Raw genomic sequence first — 23,351 nt, 5'->3', positions numbered from 1 at the left:
GCCGGCTTCAGCGCTTGGCACGGGCACGCTCGAGCTGCTCGCAGAACAGGCGGCTGCCCTCCAGCAGCCGCGGCGTGGGGCGCTGAATCAGCGACGGCGGCACGAAGTAGAGATTGTCGCGCTCGACGGCGGTCATGCTGGGATACTGCTGCCAATGGGTCAGCCATCCGCGGTTCTCCTCGCCCATGCCGCCGGCCAGGATTGCCTCGGGGTCGGCGGCCAGCACCGACTCGTCGTCGATGCGCGGCACCAGCCGCGACAGCTCGCCGAAGACGTTGACGCCGCCGCACAGGGTCAGCACCTTGCCGATCAGGTGCTCGTCGTTGATGGTCATCAACGGCTCGTCCCACACTTGGTAGAACACCGATATCGGCTCGGCATCGGCGTAGCGCTCGGCCAGCGACGCCATGCCGTCGAGGAATTCGGCGGCGACCCGCTCGCCCTCCTCGCGGGTATCGGCCAGCAGTGCCAGGCGCTCGATGGCGCCGGAAACGCCCTCGAAGTCCCGCGGCTCGATGTAGAATACCGGCATACCCAGCGCCTCGATGGTCTCGAGCTGCTCGGGCGGATTGCCGGTCATCCAGCCGATCACCAGGTCGGGGGTCAACGTCACCAGGGTTTCCAGATCCATGCGGGTGTGGCTGCCCACCGACGGCACGTCCTTGGCTTCTGGCGGATAGTCGCTGAAGGCCACTACTGCCACCACCTTCTCCCCCGCCCCGGCGGCGTAGACCAGCTCGGTGGCGCCGGGCGAGAGCGCGGCGATACGCCTGGCCGGTGCCTCGAGGCACACCTCCCGCTCGCGGTCGTCGATGGCACACAGCGCATCGGCATGCGCCTCGCCGGCCACCGGCCCCGACAGGGCCAGCGTCAGCAAGGCACCAGTAAATGCGGCGGGGCCGAGGGCCCCGCCGAATCGGCCGCTACTGGCCAAAGTGGACACTGACGAAGGCCGCACGGCCGGCATTGAGGTAGTCACGGGAAGTTTCGTACTCCTTGTCCAGGGCGTTCTCCACCGTCAGACGAGCCGACCACAGCGGGGCAAGCTGCCACCCGGCGCGCAGGTTGACGAGCCCAAAGCCACCGATGCGATCAGTGTTGGCGGCATCGTTGTAGCGATAGCCCTGAACGATCCAGGAGCCGCCCAGCGACCACTCGCCCAGCTCGCGGTCGATGTCGAAACGTGCGCTCTGGCTGGCTCGGCGCTGAATACGATTGCCCGCATTGGCTCCGCTACGGTTTTCCGGATCGATCCAGGTCAAAGCGGCAGCCAGAGTCCAGTCCTGTATCTCGGCTCCCCCTGACAGCTCGACGCCCCGAATACGCGCCTCGTTGATATTGGTCGGACGACTATCATTATTGATGGTCTCCGTGGCGATCATATCGTCAACAGACGTATGGTAAGCCGCCAGATCCCAGAACATGCCCTGGTACTGGCCGCGTATCCCGAACTCGACCGTAGAGGACGTTTCCGCTCGCAAGTCAGGATTCCCTTGGTAGGATCCCCAAGTACCGAAGTCCTGATAGGGCCAATACAGATCATTGAAAGTCGGAGCACGGAAAGCCGTGCCATAGCTGGCTCGCAGCGTATGAAAGCTATCCAGATCGTAGCCAAGCGCCAAGCTGCCGGTGACTTCCTCGCCATACGCCTCGTTGTCGTCATAACGTAGAGCAGCTTGCAAGGCGAACGGTGAAAAATCGAGCAGGCCCTGGGCGAAAATCGCCGTGTTGTCGCGACGAGTCACGTCGTGGCCTGTCGTACCGGAAACACGATCTTCACTGTACTCGGCCCCGGCCACCAATTCGTGCACACCAAAGGCCAGGGTATTCTGCCAACGAACAGTCTGAGTACGAGTATCGAGGATGGAAGTGCTTGCCGGTCCCCACTGGGTGGCAAAGGCCTGGTCGTCGAGCTCATCACGCGACTCGCTCAAGGTCAGCCGGCTACGCCAGTTGCTGGTGATCGGTATCTCACCGTAGATTCCGGCAACTTGCTGCACGAAGTTCATTTCACCACCGTCGTACTCATTGCCGCCTTTGGCACGCAATGCCAGCACGCCTACTTCCGCATCAGTTTCGAAAGTATGGGCAATACGAACCAGCCCAGAGGTATTGTCGTACCCCTTGTCCTCGCCATCGCGACGAATGGGTGTACCGTCCGTGGTGAAATGACTGCCGGCAAAGCTGTAGCGGGTGCCGCCGCTGCTGCCGGAGAGCCCGGCGCTGTAGCGCTGGGTGTTGAAGGAGCCGCCGCCCACCGAGACGCGTGGGTGCGGACCGCCTTCCTGCGCTTCATGCGTGAACAGCTGCACCACGCCGCCCACCGCATCGGCCCCGTAGAGGCTGCCCCGCGGGCCACGCACGATCTCGGCACGCTGGAACATGCGCGGATCGAGATAGTGCCAAGCTGCACCGCCCGCCGTCGCCGAGCGCAGGCGAATGCCGTCGATCATCAGCAGCGTCGACTCGTTGCCGGTACCCCGCAGGTAGACGCTGCTGTTCTTGCCGAAGCTGCCGTTGGTGATGACGTCCACCCCCGGCTGGCCGCGCAGCATATCGGTAACGCTGGTGGGGTCCTGTCGGCGCAGGTTGGCCTCGTCGAGCACGGTCACCGAGGAGAGGGTCTCGTCGGCGGTACGTGGCGCCAGGGTGGCGGTGATCACCATCGGATTGAGGGCGACGACATCGGTGTCTTGATTGACCGTGGTCTGGGCCTGAACGGCCAGAGGAAGCGCTGCCAGGCCGAAGGCGGCCAGGCCCTGCGCAGCCATAGGGAGCGCAGCCAGGTGAGGTTTGGTTTTCATTTTGATTCCCTTGCTCGCCGTGCCTACCCGCACGGTCTTCTAGGCGAAGCCGGGGTGGCGTGAAGGGATCGAGAAAGGGAGAGGTGAACGGCGGCGCCTGCCCTGCCTCGAGGTAGCCCACCGCAACCCGGCAAATTATCTCAGGCCGGTCTCCGGGCTGACGAGCGAAGCGTCGACTGCACGCTTCGGGTCCATCGCCTTCCCATGCAAAGCACAGTGGCGTGATGATGGACCTACACTCGATCACCGTTGCGGGGGCAGCGTCGGAATGCGCCTCTTCGTCTTGCGAAGAGAGTCACCGACTTCCCGTTTAACCTCGATAGGACATGAGGCGCCTGAGAGTGGGCGTAAGCTAGCAATCTCGCGCCAGGGCGTCAACGCAGGGTTAGGCGTGTATTGAGACAGATCAAAGCGTTAGCGATTTCACCAGCCCATTCCATACGTACCAGACCCGCTCGCAGCGTGCCGCGGCGTCCTGGGCCAGCCAACCGTTGAGGTCCCGCAAGCGCCTGTTCTCCCGGCCGAGCGGCACGATGCCGCGGCCCATTTCGAGCAGGATCAGCACGGCCTGACCACCCTGCTCGGCTTCCCAGGCGCGCAGCGCGTCGAGCTCCCGCGCCATGGCCTGGCGCAGCCGGTCGTCGTTCGGTTCATCGGCGAGCCGCTGGCCGATCCAGCGCTCCCAGCCCTCCAGCACCAGGCAGCGGGTTTCCGTCAGCGAGCGCCAGGCCTCGAGCCGGCAGCCGGCATGGGCGGAGTGCCAATGCGGAGCGTCGAAGCGCTGCGTTACGGCGTCGCGCTTGCCGGCGCAGGCACCGCCGATGAAGAGCTGCATTGCCAGCATCCCTCTTCGTTCATGGAAAACGTGAAGCGGCGTCCCTCCGCCTGGACGACGTCACCCTGCCAGAAGCCGATGCCCTCGAAGCGGCGGCGTAACTCGCGAATCACCCCGCCATGGGTGACCACCAGCACGCGGCGTTGGCCAAGCGCCGTGCAGGCGCCAAGCACGTCGCCGAACCAAGCGTCGAGCCGCCGGCCCAGGTCGGCGGTGGACTCGCCGCCGGGCGGCGGCTGCCGGCCTTCGCTGTCGATCCAGGCGCGATAGAAGGGCTGCGACTTCAGCTCATCGTAGGTACGCCCCTCGTAGTCGCCGAAATCGAGCTCGCGCAGACGCGCATCGAAGTGCGTCGGCCAGGCCCTCTCGCGCCCTTCGATCACGTGCGCCAGGGTCTGCCGGCAGCGGGTCAGGTCGCTGCAGTGCACGGCGTCGAAGGTCTGCTCCTCCAGCTCCCCGCGCAGCGTGTCGAGGCCCGCCAGGGCGTCAGGCAGTAGCAGCGGGATGTCGCGCTGCCCCTGGTAGCGACGCTCGCGATTCCACTGCGTCACCCCGTGACGAACGACCACCAGCTCCAGGCGACCAGCAGCAGCCATAGCTCTCCTCCCTCGATTGCGGTTCCGACGATATCGCCGTTGATGCCCTTGAAGGCACGCAGCATGCCCCAGGCATAGAGCATCAGGAACGGCGCCAGTGCAAGGCACAGCCACACCCCGCCCGGCACCAGCACGGCCAGCGGCAGCAGCGGCAGCGCCGCGAGCCATAGGTCCCGCGGCACCAGGTCACGCTCCCAACTGGCGGCCATGCCCTCGGGCCGCGCCGCCGGAGCCAGTACCAGCAGCGCGACCGCGGCCAGGCGCCCCAGCCCCAGAATCATCACCAACAGCAGCAGGTTCGTGCCGATGTCGATCATCACGAACAGCAGCGCGGCCTTCCACAGCAGCAGGAACACCAGCGCCAGGATGCCGAAGCTGCCGACATGGGGGTCCTTCATGATCTCCCATTTGCGCTCCAGCGGCGCGTTGCTGCCCAGGGCGTCGGCCACGTCCATCAGGCCGTCCAGGTGCAGCCCACCGGAGAGCGCCACCCACAGCGTGAGCAGCGCCAGCGCCAGCAACGGCGCGGGCAGCAGGTTCTCGAGCAGCGTGGCCATCGCCACCAGCAGGCCGCCGAGCAGCACGCCAGCCAGCGGATAGCAGCGCACCGCCCAGCGCCGGGTGGCCGGCGTCCAGGGGCAGGCGAAGGGCAGCGGCAGCCGGGTCAGGAACTGCAGCGCCAGCACCAGGCCGTAGGCGGCGTCTTTCATGATGGCTCTCCATCACGGCGCTTCCACACCTGCGGCAGCCCGGCCATCACCTGGATCACCTCGTCCGCCTCCTGCGCCACCAGGCGGTGAACCCGCTGTAGAAAGGCCAGGTAGCGCCACACCTCGGCGTCCTCGGGGGGCATGCCTTCGTTGACGTCGTTGGAGACGATCACCAGCGCCACGTCGCGTCGCCGGGCCTCGGCCAGCAGGTGCTCGAGCATGGCGATGCCTCGCACCTCGGCGAGCTCGCTGGCATGCTCGCTGGAATAGAGCAGCTGGCTGGCCCACAGGGTCAGGCAGTCGAGCAGCAGCGTGCCGCCCGGCTCCACGCGCTCAAGAGCGGCGATAAGATCGACCGGCTCCTCCAGGGTGATCCAGCCCTCGCCCCGGGCTTGCCGATGGCGGCCGATGCGGGCCTGCCACTCGCCGTCGCTGCCGCTCCTCGCGGTCGCCAGGTAATAGCGGGCCCCGCCCCGTTCGGCCTGCCAGCGTCGTGCCAGGGCTTCGGCATGGGTGCTCTTGCCGGAGCGCGCCCCGCCGCTGATGAAAGCGATCATGGATTTCTCCAACGGGTGATGGCTTCGACCAGCTGAGCATTCTCCTTGCGCGAGCGCACCGCCACCCGCAGCCAGGCACCCTCGAGGCCGATAAAATTGTGGGTATGGCGCGCCAGGATGCCGCAGCGCGCCAGGTGTTCCAGCAGCGCCGGCATCGACTCGCCGTGCGCATCCCTGAACAACAGGAAGTTGGCGTGGGAAGGCACGACGTCGAGCCCCAGCGCCTCGAGCTCGGCATGCAGCCAGGGCCGCTCGGCGTCGAGCCAGGCGCGGGTCCGTGCCAGATAGTCACGATCCGCCAATAGCGGCGCGACCAGCCCCGCCGCCAGGGCGTTGACGCTCCACGGCGGCTGCAGCTCGCCGATACGCCCTACCACTGTGGCCGAGCCCAGCAGGTAACCCAGCCGCAGGCCGGGAATGGCGTACAGCTTGGTCATCGAGCGCAGCAGCAGCAGGTTGTCGAAGCGGGCCAGCAGCGGCGTGAGCCGCTCATCCGGTGTGACGAAATCGACGAAGGCTTCGTCCACCACCAGCGTGGCGCCGTGGCGCTGGGCTGCCGCCAGCAGGCGCTCGATCCGCTCGCGCTCGATCAGCGTGCCGGTGGGGTTGTTGGGGCGGCACAGGAACAGCGCGCCGGCAGCGCGCATGGCCTCAGCGGCACGTGCCTCGTCCAGCTCGAAACGCTCACCCGCCAGCTCGACGTGCTCCACGGCGATGCCGTAGTGGCGGCAGGCGCGCGTATACTCGCCGAAGGTGGGCTGCACGATTGCGGCCCGGCTCACCCCCTGCCTGGCCAGCAGCGCCGCGGCGAGGAAGATCGCCTCGGCACCGCCATTGGTCAGCCGCACCTGTTCGGCGGGCAGCTCTTCGGCGCGGGCGATGGCCTCGCACGCCTCGCGATAATCGGGGTCGGGATAGGTGGCGAGCTCCGCCACGCTGGCGGCGAGCCGCTCAGCTAGCCACGTCGGCGGCCCCAGCGGGTTGAGGTTGGCGCTGAAGTCGATGACCTCACTGCCACCAGCGAGGCCGAAGCGCGGCAACAGCTGCTCCGGACGCCCGCCGTGACTCGGCCAGTCGCTCATACGCCTCTCCCCTCGCTCATGCCCATGCGCTCCACGTCCCGGCCACACCGGCCATCAGCAGGAAGAACACTACCCAGGCGCCGTGCATGTGAGTCACGGCGCGCTGGATATGGACGACTCGCAGCGGCTCGCGGGGCTCGCCCAGCCTTACCCGCTCTGAGACCCGCCCGCCGTAGGTATTGGTGCCGCCGAGCTGCACGCCGAGCAGGTACGCCATCATCGCCTCGGGCCAGCCGGCGTTGGGGCTGGGATGGCCCGGCGCGTCACGCCAGGTGCCAGCCAACGCTCCCTGCCTACGCGCCCCCGGCAGCGCCAGGGCGGCCAGCCACATGCTCAGGGCGGTGAGCCGGGCCGGCACCCAGTTGGCCAGATCGTCTAATTTGGCCGAGGCGTAGCCGAAGTCGGCGTAGCGCTCGCTGCGGTGGCCGACCATGGAGTCCAGCGTATTCACCGCCTTGTAGGCCAGTGCCAGCGGCGCCCCGCCGAGCAGCGCCCAGAACAGCGGCGCGGTGATGCCGTCGACCGTGTTCTCGGCCACGGTTTCCACCGTGGCGCGGGTTATTTCGGCCTCGTCGAGGGCCTCGGTATCGCGTCCCACGATCATCGCAACGGCCCGGCGCGCGGCGTCGAAGTCACCCCTGGCCAGCGGACCGGCCACTGCGAAGGCAGCATCGCGCAGCCCCTTGATCGCCAGCGCGCTGGCCAGCAGCAGCAGTTCGCCGATGAGTCCCAGCCAAGGATGCAGCCCGGCGAGCAGCGTCAGCACGCTCCAGGCCAGGGCATAGGTCAGCCCCACCACGCAGCCGGTGAGCAGGAAGCCCTTGAGCCGCCGGGCTCGGGGCGAGCCCCGGTTCCAGCGGCGCTCCAGCGCTTCGATCAGCCGTCCCATGGCAACCACCGGATGCGGAAGCCAGCGCGGGTCGCCGATCAGCAGATCCAGCGCAATAGCTCCCAGCAGCAGCGCCAGCAGGGCCAGGCTCAGCGGCTCGGCGCTCATGCTTCGGCGCTCATGACTCGGGGGCAGCGCCAGCCACCCCGGCCGAATCGAAAGTAGCCATCTCACTCAGCATGCGACAGGCGGCTTCGAGCAGCGGAAAGGCTAGGGCCGCCCCGGTGCCCTCGCCCAGGCGCAGCTGCATGTCGAGCAGCGGCTCGGCATCGAGCAATTCGAGGGCCACGTCGTGACCCGGCTCGCAGGAGCGGTGACCGAAGATCAGGTAACCGCGCAGGGCGGGCGCAAGTCGGCAGGCCACCAGCGCCGCCACCGTGGCGATGAAGCCGTCGACCAGGATCGGCATGCGCCGAGCCGCCGCGCCCAGGTAGGCACCGGCCATGGCGGCGATCTCCAGCCCGCCGAGCTTGGCCAGCATCTCCAGCGGCCGGGCCGAGTCGGGCTGGCGCGCTGCCAAGGCCCCTTCGATCACCCCGGCCTTGTGCGCCAGGCGCGAGATATCGATGCCGGTCCCTTGCCCCACCAGGCGGGTCACCGGCCGGCCGCTCAAGGCGGCCAACAGGGCGCTGCTGGCGGTAGTATTGGCGATGCCCATTTCGCCAACGATCAGGCAGCAGCAGCCGGCAGCGTGGCTGCGCGCAGCGGCGCGTATGCCGACCTCGATGGCACGCTCGGCCTCGGCCAGGCTCATGGCATCCTCGCGGGCGAAGTTGGCGGTGCCGGGGCGCACCTTGTCGACTACCACGCCGTCACCTTCGACGATTCCTTTCACGCCCACGTCGACGACTTCGAGCCGCGCGCCGATCTGGCGGGCAAAGACATTGATGGCGGCACCGCCGGCGGCGAAATTGGCCACCATCTGCGCCGTGACCTCTTGAGGAAAGGCCGACACGCCCTCTTCGGCCACGCCATGGTCGGCGGCGAAGACGATCACCCCGGGCGGGCTCACCCTGGGTGAAGCATTGCCGCTCATACCGGCCAGCGACTTGGTCAGGGCCTCGAGGCGCCCCAGGCTGCCAGGGGGTTTGGTGAGGTTGTCGAGGCGTGCCTGCACGGCAGTGGCGAGTGAGTCATCGACCGGCACGATGGCGGCCAGGGTATCGGCAAGCATGAGCGTATCCTGATAGGGCGTGAAGCAGCCGCCATCTTAACAGGCTGGCACGGCCTGTCACGGCGCCGTGCCCAGCGCTCCCACCTGTCGGCTTTGCCGTGGCTGCTCGGGCTCCCGCTCGCCGGCCAGGGCCAGGCGTGCCGAATTCGCCACCACGCTGAGCGAGCTGGCCACCATGGCCAGTACCGCTATCAGAGGCGGAATCGGCATGGCCACCGCCAGCCCCAGCGCCAGCAGGTTGTAGACCCCGGAGAGCACCAGATTCTGGCGCATCACCCGGCGCGTGCGGCGCGCCAGGCGCCAGGCCACCTCGACCCCGGCCACCCCGGGCTTCAGCAACGCCACGCTGGCGCCCTCCTGCACCGTGGTATTGGCACCCAGCGGCGCCACGCCGACGCTGGCGGTGGCCAGCCCCACCACGTCGTTGAGCCCGTCGCCCACGTAGAGCGACGGCTGCGGCATGGCCGCCAGCAGCTTGGCCTTGGCCTCGGGGCTGCGCCCGGCATAGCACTCTTCCGCTTTCATGCCCACGGCATCCGCCAGCCGCCTCACCGCCGGCCCCCTGTCACCGCTGATCAGGGCCAGGGCAAGCCCCTCTCGGCGCAGTTCGGTCAGCGTCTCGCTAGTACCGGGCAGGGCCGTCTCGCCGAGGGTGAAGCGGGCCAGCAGGGTGCCGCCACAGGCCAGCAGCACTTCGCTCTCTCCCGAGTCGGCGGCCTGCTCGGTGGCAACGCCCTGCTCGGCGAGCCAGGCACGGCTGCCCAGCAGCAGCTCTCGCCCGTCGCCAAGTGAGACCCGCCGCCCGCGTCCGCCGACCTCCTCGGCCTGCACGATCTCGAGCTCCCCGCCCGCCCCGGCATCCTGGGCATCTTGAACATAGCGACGCACGGCCCGCGCCAACGGGTGCTCGCTGCCACGCGCCGCCACCGAGGCCAGCGCCAGCAGCTCCGGTTCAGACAGGTTGGACGCCGAGTGCATGGCCTGCACCTGCGGCTCCCCGGCGGTGAGGGTGCCGGTCTTGTCGAAGGCCGCGCTGCGGATTCGCGCCAGCGTCTCGAAGGCGCCCGGGTCGCGGATCACCACGCCGCGCTCCAGGGCCTGGCCGCTGCCCGCCAGGCCGGCCAGGGGAATGGCCAGGCCCACGGCACAGGGGCAGGCCACCACCAGCACCGATAGCGCCCTTACCCAGGCCTCTTCGGCCGGCACGCCGGCCAGCCAGGTGGCCATCAGGGTGAACAGCGCCAGCACCACCGCCAGGGGGCTGAGCCAGCCGGCGAAGCGATCCGCCAGCCGCTGCAGCTCGCCCTTGCGCGCCTGTTGCCACCACATCTGCTCGCGCAGCCGGTCCAGACGACACTCACCGGCGGGCGCGGTGACCTCGAAGACCAGCGCTGCGCCGAGGTTACGACAGCCGGCCGCCACGGCATCGCCCGGCAGGCAGCGCCGCGGCGCGCTTTCGCCGGTCAGCGGCGAGAGGTCGAGCAGCGCTTCGGCATCGCTGAGGGTCCCGTCCAGCGGCAGCGCTTCGCCGAGTTCGACGCGCAGCCGGTCTCCCACCGCCACGCTATCCAGCGCACAGGGCTGCCAGGCATCCGCCTCCCAGCGCTGCACCTGCGCCGGCGGCCGATGCAAGGCCTGGAGCGCACGCAGCCCACGATGGCGGCACAGGGTTTCCACCAGCCGCCCGACCAGCAGCAGCGTGACCAGCATCACGGCGGTATCGAAATAGACCTCGGGCGAGCCGCGAGCCAGCAGCCACAGCGATACGCCCACCGCCGTCAGCGCGCCCAGCGCCACCAGCGCATCCATGCCGGGTCGCCACGCCCGGGTCGTGCGCCAGCCGGCGCGGTAGAACGGCAGCGCCACGTAGGTGACCACCGGCAGGGCGAACGCGCCCGAGACCCAGGCCATGATCAAGTCGAGTTCGGCACTCGGCATGGCGCCGGCATAGATCAGCAGCGAGGCGAGCATGGTCCACATGCCGAAGGCCACGGCCATGAGCAACCGCAGGGTGAGATAGCGGCTCTCGGCATCCAGCCGCGCTTCGGCATCGCCGATCGCTTCCGGTGGGCCGAGGCGGTAGCCGAGCCGGCTCACGGCGGCAGCCAGCCGCGCTTCCTCGAGCGCCGGCGGCTGCCCCTGCACCAGCAGGGTGGCACTGGGGTAGTGCACGCTGGCGGCGCTGACGCCGGGCATGCGGGCCAGCTGTGCCTCGACGGCCAGGGCGCAGCTGGTGCACCACAACCCCTGGACCGAGTAGAGCGCCTCGCCCTGGCGCTCGGATTGACTGTCGGAGATGGCATCCATACGGCAAAGCGTAAAGGAAACCCCGGGCAAATGCCCGCCAGGTGGAGCCGTTGACGATTGGCACCTGGCCAATGCCCCACTACACTGTATATGAATACAGTTAAATGAAGACTCGCCATGCCCCACTTCGACATCAAGCAAACGCGCAAGGGTCGCGGCGCCACCTACAACCCCAGCAACCGCTTCGCCCCCACCCACAGCGAAACGGAGGACGACGGCTGGTGGCAGGAGGAGATGCCGACGCGCCTGGCCACGGTGGTCAGCGAGGAGCGGGCGCGCAGCGCGCTGGCGTGGAACGACTCCCCGGATCTAGCCTTCGACCGCTCCCTCAACCCCTACCGCGGCTGCGAACACGGCTGCATTTACTGCTACGCGCGACCGAGCCACGCCTACTGGGACATGTCGCCGGGCATCGACTTCGAGACCCGGCTGATTGCCCGCAGCGGCCTGGTGGATCGCCTGCGCGAGGAGTTCTGCAAGCGCAGCTACGTGTGTCGTCCCATCGCCTTCTCCGGCAACACCGACTGCTATCAGCCGCTGGAGGCGGAACGCGGCACCAGCCGCGAGATACTGGGCTTCCTGCTCGAATGCCGCCATCCGGTATCGATCATCACCAAGAGCGCACTGATCCTGCGCGATCTGGACCTGCTAGGGGAATTGGCCCGCCAGCGGCTGGTGCGGGTGTCGATCAGCCTGACCAGCCTGGACACCGAGCTCAAGCGCAGCCTGGAGCCCCGGACCGCTTCCCCCGCCGCGCGCCTGCGCACCGTGCAGCGGCTACACGAAGCCGGCATTCCGGTGGGGGTGATGGTGGCGCCGGTGATACCGGGCCTGACCGACCATGAGCTGGACCGGTTGCTGGCAGCGGCGCGAGACGCCGGCGCGCAGTGGGCCGGCTGGACGCTGCTGCGCCTGCCGCGGGAAGTGGCCCCGCTGTTCGAGGATTGGCTGGAAGCCCACTACCCCGAGCGGGCACGCAAGGTGATGAGTCTGGTGCGGCAGAGTCGCGGCGGTGCCGACTACGACAGCCGCTTCGGCAAGCGCATGCGCGGCGAGGGGGTGTTCGCCGAGCTGATCGCCCAGCGCTTCGACAAGATCTGCCGACGGCTGGGCCTCAACGACCCAGCCACCAGCGAATCGCGACAGCTCGACGTGACCGCGTTCCGCCCGCCACGAGCCCAGGGCGACCTGTTCGAGTGACGCCTCAAGGCACGATGACGGCAGCTCCCGTCAGTCGACCCTCGCGCAGGTCGGCCAACGCCTGGTTGGCCTGCTCCAGGGAATAGGCGCGCGTCTCGGTGCGAATCGGCACCGTAGGCGCCAGGGCCAGGAACTCCTCGCCGTCCTGGCGGGTGAGGTTGGCCACCGACTTGACGCTGCGCTCCTGCCACAGCAGGCGATAGGGAAAGGCGGGAATGTCGGACATGTGGATACCGCCGGAGACTACCGTGCCACCCGGACGTACCTGCGCCAGGGCCAGGGGTACCAGCTCTCCCACCGGCGCGAACAGCAGCGCGGCATCGAGGGGCTCCGGCGGCGCCTGGTCGGCATCGCCGGCCCAAACGGCCCCGAGCCGTCGGGCGAAGGTCTGGGCGGCGGCGTCGCCCGGTCGGGTGAAAGCGTAGACTCGCTGTCCACACGCCACGGCAAGCTGAACGAGGATATGGGCCGCAGCGCCGAAACCGTAGATGCCGAGGCGGCGGTTCTGCTCGCCACCGGCCAGGCGCCAGGTGCGGTAGCCGATCAACCCCGCGCACAGCAGCGGTGCGGCGGCCTGGGCGTCCTCGGCGATCAAGGGGAAACAGTAGCGGGCATCGGCCACGCCGTACTCGGCGTAGCCGCCATCGAGGGTATAGCCGGTGAAGCGCGCGTGAGGGCAGAGATTCTCGCGACCGGCCAGGCAGGCCTCGCACTCGCCGCAAGTCCACCCCAGCCAGGGCACGCCGATGCGCATGCCCACGCTCAGGTGATGGACACCCTCGCCTAGCGCCGTGACCTCGCCGACGATCTCGTGGCCGGGTATCAGCGGCAGTACGGGCGAAGGCAGCTCGCCGTCTACCACATGCAGGTCGGTGCGGCAGACGCCACAGGCCAGCACGCGGAACTGCACCTGGGCGCTGTCGGGCTGTGGTCTGGGGATCCGGTCCAGCTGCAGCGGCTGGCCGGGGGCATGCAGGCGCATGGCGCGCATCTGATCCATGGCAGGCTCCCCTGAAAGAGATCTCTCACGGGAGCATAGCGCAGCCTCTCGGCTGCGCTCAGTTCCGTGCTCAGCTCACCGCCACTTCGTAGCCGGTGAACTTGCGCAGGTTGATCACGCCGCTGTCGAGGATCAGGTACTGCCCCTTGAGTCCCAGCAGAGTGCCGGTCACCTCGGGCTTCTTGTCGAAGTTGTGGGAGACGATCTTGCGTGGGAACTCCAGTACTGGGTAGTCGAAGCTCACCGGCGGCTCGTCGAGCAGGCGAATGGCATCGGCGCCGAAGCGCTGGCGCAGCTGGCCCAGCCCACTCTCCAGGCGCGCCAGGAGGCGATCGCGCTCGGTCAGCAGGTCCATCGGCTCGACCTCGCCCTTGAGCATGGCGCGCCAGTTGGTGCGGTCGGCCACTTCCTCCTTGAACAGCATCTCGACCAGGCCCGACTGCTGGCGCGTCTCGACCGACAGGATCGGCAATGCCTGGATCGCGCCCTGATCGAGCCAGCGCGTGGGCACCTGGGTGCCGCGGGTGATGCCCACCTTGAGGCCGGAGGAATTGGCCAGGTAGATGACGTGGGGCTGGAAACAGTGGCGCTCGGCCCACTCCGGCTCACGGCAGGTGCCGGCGTCGAAGTGGCAGGTCTCGGGCTTGACGATGCAGGTGTCGCACTGGGCCAGCCGGGTGAAGCAGGGGTAGCAGTAGCCCTGGGCGAAGCTTTTCTTGGTTGCCCGGCCGCAGTGGGTACAGGCAATCGCACCGGTCCACTCCAGCCGCAGCGGCTGGCCGAGCCGCGCATTGAGGTCGAGGCGATGTTCACCGGCACGCAGCCTATAGCGCACCGCGCCGCCCTGCTCGCCCGGTGCAACGGCCATCTTGCTCAGGCAGCCCTGAACTACGGCGGAATCGATTTCTTTCGTTTCAATAATATTCATAGGGGATGTGGCATAGACTGGCGAGCGGGATGAAGCGCAAGGCGCACGGAGCACAGGAACCGGAGCATATGGGGTATATGTGAGGATTCCGCGCACCGCGCAACGCAGCGATTCGCCCGCGCAGCCATGTATGCCGCATTTCCTCAGTCACGGGAGGCATCCCGGGCCAACCCAGCCAGCTCGGGTGGTACGTCGGTACCGCTGCTGGCGCTGCCGCAGGTGCGTTGCTGCAGGTAGCCCACGCGCAGCTCCTCGGGCACGTGGTTCTCGTGCTCGTAGCGAATCACCGCCTCGAGGCAGAGCTCGGTCTGCTCTGCAGTCAGCATGCGCCCGTCCGGCCATTTGCGCAGCGCCACCGCCTGCTTGAGGCTTTCGTAGATGGCCGGCGTCATCTGACGGATCATGCGCTCAAAGGTCATATCGCTCATTGGAACTCTCTCGGGGAACTCTCTCGAAGTGACGGCTCAGTGAAGATGACGAGCACGGCCCGAATAATACCACCCCAACGCCAGCCCCACGACCAGCCCGCCCAGGTGCGCCTCGTTGGCCACGTTGCCGAAGCCTACCGCGGCGGCCATGTCGGTCATGGTGAACACCATCCAGCCGAGCATGAACACCACCAGCATCTGCGGCACGAAGAAGCCGCTGTGCGGCGCGCGGCGCGACATCAGCCAGACATAGCCGAGCAGCGCGAAGTCGACTCCCGACATACCGCCGAACAGCACGGTGCCGGTGGCGTACTGGGCCAGGTTGGCGCCGATGCCTGCCACCAGCAGGATCATCAGCATGCGTCCGCTGCCCTGTAGGGTCTCGACCTGGCGGCCGAAATACCATAGCCACATCATGTTGAAGATCAGGTGCATCCAGCCGAAGTGGATGAAGGCCGGCGACAGCAGACGCCATACCTGCCCCGAGGAAATGGAGTCGGTCAGGCTGCCAAACGCCAGGCTGCCGTTGACGATCCCGACCGGCACGATGGTCAGCATGGCCACTACGATATCGCCGAGCAGGTACATCAGGGCGAAGACCAGCAGCGAGATCCCCAGCGCTGCGGCGGTGACCGGCGCCTGGCGGAAGGCCACGGCCAGGGAACCGCCGGTGCCCGACGAACGCTTGCGACGCTCGGGCATGACCCGCTCTCCGCGCTGCCAGCGTGTCAGCAGCTGCATCAGGGCGTCGTGCTGATCCGGATTGGCCAGCCACAGCACCTGACCTTCCGTTTCCTCGGTAAAGCGGTGCCCGATGCGATGCGCCCACAGCGCGCGACGAAGTTCGCTGGTGTCCGTTTCGTGGGGGAACAGCATGATGCGATACATGAACGCTTCCTGAACCAAGGTAATGAGTGCAATCTTGCGCTGCGGCGGGGCTTTTCTCAAATCCGCCCACTGATGCACAGAAAAATCGGGGCACAGAAAAAATCCGGCGGAAGGGGGGCCGCCGGACAAGAGCAAGGGATCATTCAAGGGAACACTTACTCAGACGAGCGAGCCGAGGGGAAGTTCAGGGCCGTGAGAAAAAAAGTTGTAAAACTTTGTATCCGCCTTTTAGTCGAAGTCGATCTCCCACGGCCTCGGCCTTGCAGCCTCTTCCTGCGGCACCCTCACCCAGACGAAATGGTTGGCGTCCAGCCGCCGTTCGCCGCTCCAGCGGTAGGCGACGAGACGCCCGAACTTAACCGCGCTGTAGTCGAGACAGGCAATGTTGGCCGTGGGCAGCGCCGGCACCCCTTCACACCAGTAGTGGCCAATGAACAGCGGCGGCTGGTCGAGCCCGTAGTGCGGCAGGCGGGCCCGCTCGGCCGCGGTCAGCTCACGCTCTTCTAGAGCGTCGGGCAGGTTGTCGGGCTGAAAGATGACGTCGCCCCAGGTCTGGGGTTCGCGCGCCCAGAAGTGGGCGCGGAAACTGCGTCGGGTGAAGCCGTCGCCGGAGTGGATCTCCACCCCGGTGGGCAGGGGCAGATGCACGCCACGAGTCAGGCGGTCTAGTATGCGATAGGCCAGCGTGCTCGAATCGACGGACTGCCTGAGGAACGGCTCGTCGATGGTGCCTCCTGGGCACTCTTTTTCCAGCGCATCGACCAGGGGCTGGTCCCAGCAGGCGTGCACCACGCGGAAGGCGTCGAAGTCGAGATACAGCGGGATTTCCATGAACCAGCTCAGCGTCTCGTCCCACTCGGCGGGATGGTCGCGGTACTGGTCGAGGGTTTCCTTGATGATGCGGTTGTGCCGGGGCGTGTGTTCACGTAGCCATTCGCGCCCCAACTGGCGTGGCGCGCGGTGGCTGTAGGCCAGGGCGTTGTATTCATGATTGCCCATGACGATATGCGCCTCGCCCTCTTCCACCATGCGCCGGGCGATGCTCACCGCCAGGCGAATGCGCGGGCCGCGATCGATCAGGTCGCCGAGGAAGATCGCCTTGCGCCGGGGGTGACGGTAGACGCCGCCACGCTGATGGTAGCCAAGCTTCTCCAGCAGCGCCCCCAGGGTCGCCCCGCAGCCGTGCACGTCACCGATCAGATCGTAGCCTTCTATCGCCGCCTGCCTCACCTCAATCTCCCAGCCGGTTGCTCCAGCCCAGCTTGCTGCGCAGGACCTCATAGAAGTTATGACCGAGCGGATGCACGAGTTGCACCCGCTGCGGCTTGCGCTTCACCACCAGCACGTCGTCGGGCTTGGCCACGGCACGGGTCTGGCCGTCGCAGCTGATGTGCGGGTAGGTCTGGTTGGTCTCACCGATGTGCACGTGGATTTCGCTGGCGGCATCGATGACGATGGGCCGGCTGGAGAGCGTGTGGGGGAACATCGGCACCAGCTCGATCACGTCCAGCTTGGGGTGCATGATCGAACCGCCGCCCGACAGCGCATAGGCGGTCGAGCCAGTGGGCGTGGCCATGATCAGGCCGTCGCTACGCTGGCTGCAGACGAACTGCTTGTCGATGAATAGCTCGAATTCGATCATGCGCACCGCCTTGCCGGGGTGCAGCACGACCTCGTTGAGGGCATCGCCGCTGCCCACCAGGGTACCGTCCCGGTACAGCTCGGCGTCGAGCAGGAAGCGCTCTTCCACTTCGTACTGGCCGTCCAGCACCTGCCCTACCCGCTCTTCGAGTTCGTCCGGCGAGATGTCGGTGAGAAAACCCAGGCGGCCACGGTTGACGCCAAGCATCAGGGTGCCGCTGTGGCACAGCGTACGGGCGGCGCCCAGCAGGCTGCCGTCGCCGCCCACCACGATGACCAGGTCGCAGAGCTCACCCAGCGTGCGGCGGCTGGCCTCGGGATGACCATGATCGGGCAGCACGGTCGCGGTGCGATCCTCGACGATCACATGCAGGCCACGCTCATCGAGAAGACGAAGCAGTCGCTCGAGGGTCTCGACCACCTTGGTGCTGCCCAGGCGGCCGATCAGACCGATGTTCTTGAACCCGTCGTGCTGCTTGTGCATGCCCTCGCCTCTCGCGTCGTGGGCGTTCATTATGGAGACAGTGGGCAGGACGGGCAAACGCGTCTCAGGCGGGAACGGCAGCGCGGCGGCGCAGCCACCACTCGTTGAGGACCAGCGAGCCGACGATGATCGCCCCGCCCAGCCCCAGCCGCAGCAGATCGGCGTCGCGGTTCCAGATCACCAGATTGACCAGCAGCCCGGCCGGGATCAGCGCGTTGTTCATGATGGCCAGGGCCCCGGCATCCACCCGGGTGGCCCCCAGGTTCCAGAAGAAGTAGCCAAGCCCGGATGCCACCAGCCCCAGCCAGGCCAGTACGCCCCAGTGCACGCTGGTGGTAGGCAGCGCCGAGGCATTGCCGAGCAGCGCGAAAGCCGGCAGCGCCACGACCAGAGCGCCGAGGTAGAACCAGGCAAAGACGCTGTGGCGGGGTAGCTCGGCGGGCAGATCCGCGGAAAGGCGCCGATAGCCCACCTGGCCCAGCGCAAAGCAGAGGTTGGCCCCCTGGACCACCAGGAAACCGAGCAGGAAGCCGCTGTCGATACCGTCGTAGCGGATCACCGCCGCTCCCACTACCGCCAGGGCGGCGGTGAGCAGGTAGAACGGCGTGAAGCGGCCGAACAGGGCATCGTCGAGCAGCGTCACGTAGAGCGGCGTGAAGATGGTGAAGAGCAGCACCTCCGGCACCGTGAGCAGCAGGAAGGACTGGTAGAAGAAGATGTACATCACGCCCAGTTGCACGGCGCCCAGGCCCATCAAGGCCAGCCGCTGGCGGCCGGCCAGCAGCCTGGGGCGCAGGAACGGCAGAAACACCAGGGCCGCCAGCATCACACGCACCAGCACCGCGAAATAGCTGTCCACCTGACCGGCCAGATAGACGCCGATCAATGAGAACGAGAAGGCCCAGAGCGCGGTAACGCCGATCAAGTAGCCCACGGTCAACCTCACATTCGATTTGAGTTGACGCGGATTATACTGCCAACCCGCCGCGCATCAATGCGACGCCTGACGTCCCGGTTCGGCTCCCGGCTCCGCTAGCGCTGCACTCGCCGCGGTGACCGTGGCAGCCCGCTCGACGGCGGCGGCCTCGCTGCGCTCGCGCCGGGTCGTGGCGAAGTACTCCTCCAGGCGCGCATCGGCCTCGTCGCCGAACAGAATCACACAGGCCTCACGCAAACCGGGCGAGCGACGCATCGCCTCTTCATGCACCACCAGAGCGATCTTCGAGCGCCGGCGCAGGAAGTCCTCCAGCCGCGTGATCATCTCGCGCCGCTTGGCGTAGTGTAGTTCGCAGCGCAGGTACTCGGTGCCCTCTATCAGCACTTCGGCCTGGCGGGGGTCCTCGCGGATCTCTTCCAGCATCTCCAGCGCGTGGGTGCCATAGCGCCGCCACAGCCGGGTCGACAGCGGCTCGGATGACGCTTGCGCGGTGAGATCGTCGAGTCGCATCAGCCTGGCCTGGTGCAGAAACTCCCGACGTACCTGATCGGGCGGCTCGCCGTACCAGCGGTGCTTCGGGAAAGGCACCTCGATCCCCATGCGGTTCACCGCCTCGACCACCTCCTCGCCGACGTTGAGGCAATCGGTCAGCTTGCCGCCGAAGATGCTCAGATGGGCATCCTGCCGGTTGATGTCGATGGCATGCTTACGCGAAAGCTGCAGGAAGTCGCGCTCGCCGCCGCCCGTAGCCTTGACCGCCAGGGGGCGAACGCCGCAGCGGATGGAGATGATGTCCTGCTGGTCCAGCGGACGCTCGAGCCGCAGCCGCTTGTTGATGTTGTCGAGCACGAAGCGGATGTCCTCCTCCGTCGCTACCACTTCCGGACGCTCGACCCGGGTATCGGTGGTGCCGATACAGGTTCGCGGCCCCATGGGGATGACGAAGAACAGCCGGCCATCGTCGGCGAAGAAGGCCAGCACCCGCTGGCTGTCGGTCAGCCGCGGCACAATCAGGTGAATGCCCTTCGAATAGACGTGACGATGGTTCGTCGACTGACCGGTGAGCGTGTTGTGCTCGTCGACCCAGGGGCCGGCGGCATTGATCAACACCCGCGAGCGCACCTCCAGCTCCCTGCCCGTCATGACGTCGCGCACGCGGGTCAGCCAACCGTCCGATTCGCGCCGGGCACCCAGCGATTCGACGTAGTTGACCGCCACGGCGCCGTAGTTGAGCGCCCCGCGCACGAAGTTGAAGACGAAACGGGCATCATTGTCGTGCAGATAGGCATCGGAGTACTCGAAGCCGCCAACGGCGCTACTGGTGTCGATGATCGCCTCGCTGTCGCCTATCGCCTGGGGCGACAGAAAGCGCGGTATGCGGGTGAAGCCGTTGCCGATCAGCCAGTAGAGCCAGGCACCGGCCCAGAGATAGCGCGGGTGGTAGCGAAAACCCTGGGTGATGGTGGTGAGAAAGCGGATCTCCTGAACCGTGGAGGGATAGCTCTTGATCAGGTGGTTGCGACTCCGGCACAGCTTGCGCACCAGGGCGAAGTCGCGGCTCTCCATGTACTTGATGCCGCCCCATACCAGATTGGAGGAGTGCATGCTGGTGCTGCCGGCGAAGTCGCCGCGCTCGATCAAGGCGACACGAACGCCCTTGCCGGCCAGAGCCGCCGCCGCAGACGCACCGTTGATACCGCCGCCCACGATCAGGACGTCGAAGACCTCGCCGCTCAGCTTGTCGATATTGCTGCTACGCAGTTCCATGTGCGGACCTTTCGAAAGACAAAGGCCCCGCTCGGCGAGCGCCGAACGGGGCCTGGAATGACCCGGACGGGCTACCGGAAACACGAATGGTTGCGAAACCCGGCGCGCCTAGCCGTTGCGCCGGGCTTCAGTCGGCATCAACGTGTACCGGCGGCCATCCACTCTTCCATCATCTGGTCGTAAGGAATGGTGGTTCCCTGCGGCATCTCGTCGTCGAGCTTGGCCTTGGGTGCACCCGGCTGCGACAGCCAGTATTCCGGATCGCGCTCCTCGTTGAGCACCGGCGGATAGGCCTCGAACACGTTGGCCCGGGCCAGGCGCGCCATGATGTTGTCCATGGCGCTGGCCAGGTTGTCGAGACCTTCCTGAGGCGTGATCTCGCCGCTGATGACCGGTGCCAGGTTCTGCCACCACAGCGGTGCCATGCGCGGATAGTCGGGCACGTTGGTACCGGTCGGCGTCCACATGGACTCGTTGGGGCTGCGATAGAACTCGACGAGGCCACCCAGGCGCGGCGCCATTTCGGTCATCTGATCGGAGAAGATGTCAGATTCGCGAATCGGCGTAAGGCCCGCCATCAGCTTCTCCAGCGAAACCGTCTTGGCCACGGTGAACTGGCCGAACAGCCAGGCCGCGGTACGACGATCCTCGGGGGTGGAGTCGAAGAAGGTCCAGGAACCCACGTCCTGATAGCCCACCTTCATGCCCTCTTCCCAATACGGCCCGGTGGGCGACGGTGCCATGCGCCACAGCGGATTGCCCTCGTCGTCGGTGACCGCCACGCTGGGGTCGATCATGTCGGCAGTGAAGGCGGTGTACCAGAAGATCTGCTGGGCGATGTTGCCCTGGGCGGGAACCGGACCGGCCTCGCCGAAGGTCATGCCTTGAGCCTCGGGCGGTGCGTAGTCGCGCAGCCAGTCCACCGCCTTCTGCATGGCGAACACCGAGGCCGGCGCGTTGGTGCCGCCGCCGCGGGTTACGCTGGCACCCACCGGACGGCTCTCCTCGTCGACCCGAATGCCCCAGTCGTCCACCGGGTTGCCGAACGGAATGCCGGGGCTGCCCATGCCGGCCATGGAGAGCCAGGAGTCGTGGAAACGCCAGCCCAGCGACGGATCGCGACGGCCGTAGTCCATGTGACCATAGACCCGCACGCCGTCGATCTCGCCCACGTGATCGGTGAAGAACTCGGCGATGTTCTCATAGGCGGTCCAGTTGGTCGGCACGCCCAGGTCATAGCCGTAAATCTCGCGGAATTGCTCCTGCAGGTCCTCGCGCTGGAACCAGTCGTAGCGGAACCAGTAGAGGTTGGCGAACTGCTGCGCCGGCAGCTGATAGATGCTGCCGTCGGGGCCGGTGGTGTACTGGATGCCGATGAAGTCATCCAGATCCAGCGTCGGCAAGGTGAAGTCGGCCCACTCGTTCTCCATCGCCTCGGAGAGGTTGATGGTGGTGCCGTAGCGGATGTGGGTACCGATGGCATCCGAGTCGTTGATGAAACCGTCGTAGATGTTGCGTCCGGTCTGCATCTGGGTCTGCATGTTGTCGACCAGATCGCCCTCGCCGATGATGTTGTGCGTGACGCGAATGCCGGTGAGCTCCTCGAAAGCCGGTGCCAACACGTCGCGCTCCCACACGTGGGTGGTCAAACCCTCGGCCACGGTGTTGATCTGCATGCCGCGAAACGGCTCGGCGGCCTGGGCAAACCACAGCAGCTCCTCGATCTGCTCCTCCCTCGAGAGCGTGGAGTTCTGGAAGTGCGTATCGACCAATCGCTCGGCGATAGCACGAGCATCGTCTGACTGGGCGTGCAGGGCGGCCGAAGCAAGCAGCAGGCTGCCCGCGATGGCCGTCAGTTGGATCCTTTTATTCTTCATGTTGACCTCGTTCTGCGTGTTGTGAGTCATCCGTGACACCTTTATCGTCCGTACGGCCTTGGTTCAGCCCCAGCGCATCAGCACCAGCAACCAGAGGACGGAAGCCCCCAGGGCAAACCAAATCGAGATATCGGTGAAGCCGACCACTGCCAGGTGGATATAGGCAGCGGAGAGCAGCCCGATGAAGAGCCGGTCGCCGCGGGTGGTGGCGATCGGCAGAAAGCCACGCCGTTCCACGCTGGGCGATACCAGTTCCCAGGTCGTCATGCCGAGCAGGATCGCGGCGATGACGGAGAAGAAGACTGCCGTGGGCAATGTCCAGACCATCCATTCCATCGTCGTTCCCTCCCCTTCAGGTCCGGCCCAGGGCAAAGCCCTTGGCGATGTGATTGCGCACGAAGTAGACCACCACGATGCCCGGGATGATGGTCAGCACACCGGCCGCGGCCAGGGTGCCCCAGTCGATGCCCGAGGCCGTCGAGGTACGCGTCATGATCGAGGCAATGGGCTGGGCGTTGGTGGCGGTCAGGGTGCGGGAGAGCAGCAGCTCGACCCACGAGAACATGAACAGGAAGAACAGCGTCACGCCGATTCCCGAACGGATCATGGGCAGGAAGATGGTCACGAAGAAGCGCGGGAAGCTGTAACCGTCGATATAGGCGGTTTCATCGACCTCCTTGGGCACGCTGCTCATGAAACCTTCGAGGATCCAGATCGCCAGCGGGATGTTGAACAGGCAGTGCGCCAGCGCCACGGCGATATGGGTATCGAACAGGCCGACCGAATAGTAGAGCTGGAAGTACGGCAGCAGGAACACCGCCGGCGGCGCCATCAGGTTGGTCAGCAGCCAGAAGAACAGGTGCTTGTCGCCGATGAAGCGGAAGCGGCTGAAGGCATAGGCCGCCGGCAGCGCCACCGAGATGCTGATCAGCATGTTCATCAGCACGTAGGCCAGCGAGTTCACGTAGCCCATGTACCAGTTGGCATCGGTGAAGATGCGTGCATAGTTGGCTACGGTGAAGTTCTGGGGCCAGAACGAGAAGCTGCCGAGAATTTCGCTGTTGGTCTGGAACGACAGGTTGAGCAGCCAGTAGATCGGCAGTATCACGAACACGAGATAGAGGCCGAGCAGTGTGCGGCGGCGCCAGCGGGTGGTGACGTTACGTGCCCGCTTGCGGCGTAGTGCAGCGGCTTCGGCGGCCTGCTGGCGCACGCTTTCGGGGGTGGTCGGTACGGAGCTGGTCATA

At 66.7% G+C, this 23,351-nt stretch carries 22 protein-coding genes and 1 riboswitch; of the genes, 1 reads left to right on the top strand and 21 read right to left on the bottom strand.

The genetic code is table 11. The features are described 5' to 3' along the window. Positions 1-7: 7 nt before the first annotated feature. The 10 genes from HOP59_RS05100 to HOP59_RS05055 all read right to left on the bottom strand — a co-directional run bounded on the left by HOP59_RS05100 (position 8) and on the right by HOP59_RS05055 (position 10,954). Positions 8-877: a cobalamin-binding protein gene (locus tag HOP59_RS05100; RefSeq protein WP_234253060.1), complete on the bottom strand. Its 870-nt coding sequence runs from the start codon at positions 875-877 to the stop codon at positions 8-10. Between the two features lie 46 nt (positions 878-923). Continuing rightward, a complete protein-coding gene (locus HOP59_RS05095; protein WP_234253059.1) occupies positions 924-2,804 on the bottom strand; it encodes a TonB-dependent receptor domain-containing protein in 1,881 nt (626 codons plus the stop codon). A gap of 126 nt (positions 2,805-2,930) precedes the next feature. Next, positions 2,931-3,158, bottom strand: a riboswitch (cobalamin riboswitch). Between the two features lie 52 nt (positions 3,159-3,210). Next, on the bottom strand, positions 3,211-3,639 hold the full coding sequence (locus tag HOP59_RS05090; RefSeq protein ID WP_234253058.1) for a bifunctional adenosylcobinamide kinase/adenosylcobinamide-phosphate guanylyltransferase: 429 nt from the start codon (positions 3,637-3,639) through the stop codon (positions 3,211-3,213). Continuing rightward, a complete protein-coding gene (locus tag HOP59_RS05085; RefSeq protein WP_234253057.1) occupies positions 3,591-4,235 on the bottom strand; it encodes a histidine phosphatase family protein in 645 nt (214 codons plus the stop codon). Before HOP59_RS05085 ends, HOP59_RS05090 begins: the two co-directional genes overlap by 49 nt. Continuing rightward, the gene (gene cobS, locus HOP59_RS05080; RefSeq protein ID WP_234253056.1) at positions 4,187-4,945 is read right to left on the bottom strand and encodes an adenosylcobinamide-GDP ribazoletransferase; all 759 of its coding nucleotides are present in this window, start codon (positions 4,943-4,945) and stop codon (positions 4,187-4,189) included. Before cobS ends, HOP59_RS05085 begins: the two co-directional genes overlap by 49 nt. Then, a complete protein-coding gene (locus tag HOP59_RS05075; RefSeq protein ID WP_234253055.1) occupies positions 4,942-5,502 on the bottom strand; it encodes a bifunctional adenosylcobinamide kinase/adenosylcobinamide-phosphate guanylyltransferase in 561 nt (186 codons plus the stop codon). The genes cobS and HOP59_RS05075 overlap by 4 nt, the downstream gene beginning before the upstream one ends. Further along, on the bottom strand, positions 5,499-6,584 hold the full coding sequence (gene cobD, locus HOP59_RS05070) for a threonine-phosphate decarboxylase CobD (protein WP_234253054.1): 1,086 nt from the start codon (positions 6,582-6,584) through the stop codon (positions 5,499-5,501). The genes HOP59_RS05075 and cobD overlap by 4 nt, the downstream gene beginning before the upstream one ends. 16 nt (positions 6,585-6,600) lie before the next feature. After that, positions 6,601-7,581 carry an adenosylcobinamide-phosphate synthase CbiB gene (gene cbiB, locus HOP59_RS05065; protein WP_234253053.1) on the bottom strand — a complete coding sequence of 327 codons (981 nt, stop codon included), beginning with the start codon at positions 7,579-7,581 and terminating at the stop codon, positions 6,601-6,603. A gap of 10 nt (positions 7,582-7,591) precedes the next feature. After that, the gene (cobT, locus tag HOP59_RS05060) at positions 7,592-8,647 is read right to left on the bottom strand and encodes a nicotinate-nucleotide--dimethylbenzimidazole phosphoribosyltransferase (RefSeq protein WP_234253052.1); all 1,056 of its coding nucleotides are present in this window, start codon (positions 8,645-8,647) and stop codon (positions 7,592-7,594) included. Between the two features lie 57 nt (positions 8,648-8,704). Further along, positions 8,705-10,954: a heavy metal translocating P-type ATPase gene (locus HOP59_RS05055; RefSeq protein ID WP_234253051.1), complete on the bottom strand. Its 2,250-nt coding sequence runs from the start codon at positions 10,952-10,954 to the stop codon at positions 8,705-8,707. A 117-nt stretch (positions 10,955-11,071) separates the two neighbouring features. On the opposite strand from HOP59_RS05055, the gene HOP59_RS05050 reads away from it, so the two are divergent. Beyond that, positions 11,072-12,154 (top strand): PA0069 family radical SAM protein, encoded by a 1,083-nt coding sequence (locus HOP59_RS05050; RefSeq protein ID WP_234253050.1) that lies wholly within the window; start codon positions 11,072-11,074, stop codon positions 12,152-12,154. Positions 12,155-12,158: 4 nt separating this feature from the next. Here HOP59_RS05050 and HOP59_RS05045 read toward each other — a convergent pair whose 3' ends face one another. The 11 genes from HOP59_RS05045 to HOP59_RS04995 form a co-directional block, all read right to left on the bottom strand. Beyond that, complete coding sequence (locus HOP59_RS05045) at positions 12,159-13,154, bottom strand: zinc-dependent alcohol dehydrogenase family protein (RefSeq protein WP_234253049.1); 996 nt, start codon at positions 13,152-13,154, stop codon at positions 12,159-12,161. A gap of 70 nt (positions 13,155-13,224) precedes the next feature. After that, positions 13,225-14,022 (bottom strand): DUF2797 domain-containing protein, encoded by a 798-nt coding sequence (locus tag HOP59_RS05040; protein WP_234253048.1) that lies wholly within the window; start codon positions 14,020-14,022, stop codon positions 13,225-13,227. A 203-nt stretch (positions 14,023-14,225) separates the two neighbouring features. Beyond that, positions 14,226-14,510 (bottom strand): YeaC family protein, encoded by a 285-nt coding sequence (locus tag HOP59_RS05035; RefSeq protein ID WP_234253047.1) that lies wholly within the window; start codon positions 14,508-14,510, stop codon positions 14,226-14,228. A gap of 36 nt (positions 14,511-14,546) precedes the next feature. After that, positions 14,547-15,398: a rhomboid family intramembrane serine protease gene (locus tag HOP59_RS05030; RefSeq protein WP_234253046.1), complete on the bottom strand. Its 852-nt coding sequence runs from the start codon at positions 15,396-15,398 to the stop codon at positions 14,547-14,549. 228 nt (positions 15,399-15,626) lie between these two features. Beyond that, a complete protein-coding gene (locus HOP59_RS05025) occupies positions 15,627-16,613 on the bottom strand; it encodes a metallophosphoesterase (RefSeq protein WP_026038224.1) in 987 nt (328 codons plus the stop codon). A gap of 16 nt (positions 16,614-16,629) precedes the next feature. After that, positions 16,630-17,523, bottom strand: coding sequence for an NAD(+) kinase (locus tag HOP59_RS05020; RefSeq protein WP_010629294.1), 894 nt, complete (start codon positions 17,521-17,523; stop codon positions 16,630-16,632). A gap of 64 nt (positions 17,524-17,587) precedes the next feature. Beyond that, positions 17,588-18,457, bottom strand: a complete 870-nt coding sequence (locus HOP59_RS05015; RefSeq protein WP_035591590.1) for a carboxylate/amino acid/amine transporter — start codon at positions 18,455-18,457, stop codon at positions 17,588-17,590. A 57-nt stretch (positions 18,458-18,514) separates the two neighbouring features. Then, positions 18,515-20,227: a glycerol-3-phosphate dehydrogenase/oxidase gene (locus tag HOP59_RS05010; RefSeq protein WP_010629296.1), complete on the bottom strand. Its 1,713-nt coding sequence runs from the start codon at positions 20,225-20,227 to the stop codon at positions 18,515-18,517. A 137-nt stretch (positions 20,228-20,364) separates the two neighbouring features. Beyond that, positions 20,365-22,104 carry an ABC transporter substrate-binding protein gene (locus HOP59_RS05005; RefSeq protein WP_026038225.1) on the bottom strand — a complete coding sequence of 580 codons (1,740 nt, stop codon included), beginning with the start codon at positions 22,102-22,104 and terminating at the stop codon, positions 20,365-20,367. 63 nt (positions 22,105-22,167) lie between these two features. Then, complete coding sequence (locus tag HOP59_RS05000; RefSeq protein ID WP_010629298.1) at positions 22,168-22,440, bottom strand: DUF2160 domain-containing protein; 273 nt, start codon at positions 22,438-22,440, stop codon at positions 22,168-22,170. A gap of 16 nt (positions 22,441-22,456) precedes the next feature. Continuing rightward, complete coding sequence (locus HOP59_RS04995) at positions 22,457-23,350, bottom strand: carbohydrate ABC transporter permease (RefSeq protein WP_010629299.1); 894 nt, start codon at positions 23,348-23,350, stop codon at positions 22,457-22,459. Position 23,351: the final 1 nt, after the last annotated feature.

This window comes from Billgrantia aerodenitrificans, assembly GCF_021404405.1.
GTDB lineage: Bacteria > Pseudomonadota > Gammaproteobacteria > Pseudomonadales > Halomonadaceae > Halomonas > Halomonas aerodenitrificans.
Note: the sequence above shows the minus strand (reverse complement) of the source record. Positions and strands in the feature narration are given on the sequence as shown.

Bases quoted from the DNA above. Each gene is read 5' to 3' on its own strand.
- HOP59_RS05095 (WP_234253059.1), bottom strand. From the start codon at position 2,804: ATGAAAACCAAACCTCACCTGGCTGCGCTCCCTATGGCTGCGCAGGGC.
- HOP59_RS05090 (WP_234253058.1), bottom strand. From the start codon at position 3,639: ATGCAGCTCTTCATCGGCGGTGCCTGCGCCGGCAAGCGCGACGCCGTA.
- HOP59_RS05085 (WP_234253057.1), bottom strand. From the start codon at position 4,235: ATGGCTGCTGCTGGTCGCCTGGAGCTGGTGGTCGTTCGTCACGGGGTG.
- cobS (WP_234253056.1), bottom strand. From the start codon at position 4,945: ATGAAAGACGCCGCCTACGGCCTGGTGCTGGCGCTGCAGTTCCTGACC.
- HOP59_RS05075 (WP_234253055.1), bottom strand. From the start codon at position 5,502: ATGATCGCTTTCATCAGCGGCGGGGCGCGCTCCGGCAAGAGCACCCAT.
- cobD (WP_234253054.1), bottom strand. From the start codon at position 6,584: ATGAGCGACTGGCCGAGTCACGGCGGGCGTCCGGAGCAGCTGTTGCCG.
- cbiB (WP_234253053.1), bottom strand. From the start codon at position 7,581: ATGAGCGCCGAGCCGCTGAGCCTGGCCCTGCTGGCGCTGCTGCTGGGA.
- cobT (WP_234253052.1), bottom strand. From the start codon at position 8,647: ATGCTTGCCGATACCCTGGCCGCCATCGTGCCGGTCGATGACTCACTC.
- HOP59_RS05055 (WP_234253051.1), bottom strand. From the start codon at position 10,954: ATGGATGCCATCTCCGACAGTCAATCCGAGCGCCAGGGCGAGGCGCTC.
- HOP59_RS05050 (WP_234253050.1), top strand. From the start codon at position 11,072: ATGCCCCACTTCGACATCAAGCAAACGCGCAAGGGTCGCGGCGCCACC.
- HOP59_RS05045 (WP_234253049.1), bottom strand. From the start codon at position 13,154: ATGGATCAGATGCGCGCCATGCGCCTGCATGCCCCCGGCCAGCCGCTG.
- HOP59_RS05040 (WP_234253048.1), bottom strand. From the start codon at position 14,022: ATGGCCGTTGCACCGGGCGAGCAGGGCGGCGCGGTGCGCTATAGGCTG.
- HOP59_RS05035 (WP_234253047.1), bottom strand. From the start codon at position 14,510: ATGAGCGATATGACCTTTGAGCGCATGATCCGTCAGATGACGCCGGCC.
- HOP59_RS05030 (WP_234253046.1), bottom strand. From the start codon at position 15,398: ATGTATCGCATCATGCTGTTCCCCCACGAAACGGACACCAGCGAACTT.
- HOP59_RS05020 (WP_010629294.1), bottom strand. From the start codon at position 17,523: ATGCACAAGCAGCACGACGGGTTCAAGAACATCGGTCTGATCGGCCGC.
- HOP59_RS05010 (WP_010629296.1), bottom strand. From the start codon at position 20,227: ATGGAACTGCGTAGCAGCAATATCGACAAGCTGAGCGGCGAGGTCTTC.
- HOP59_RS05005 (WP_026038225.1), bottom strand. From the start codon at position 22,104: ATGAAGAATAAAAGGATCCAACTGACGGCCATCGCGGGCAGCCTGCTG.
- HOP59_RS05000 (WP_010629298.1), bottom strand. From the start codon at position 22,440: ATGGAATGGATGGTCTGGACATTGCCCACGGCAGTCTTCTTCTCCGTC.
- HOP59_RS04995 (WP_010629299.1), bottom strand. From the start codon at position 23,350: ATGACCAGCTCCGTACCGACCACCCCCGAAAGCGTGCGCCAGCAGGCC.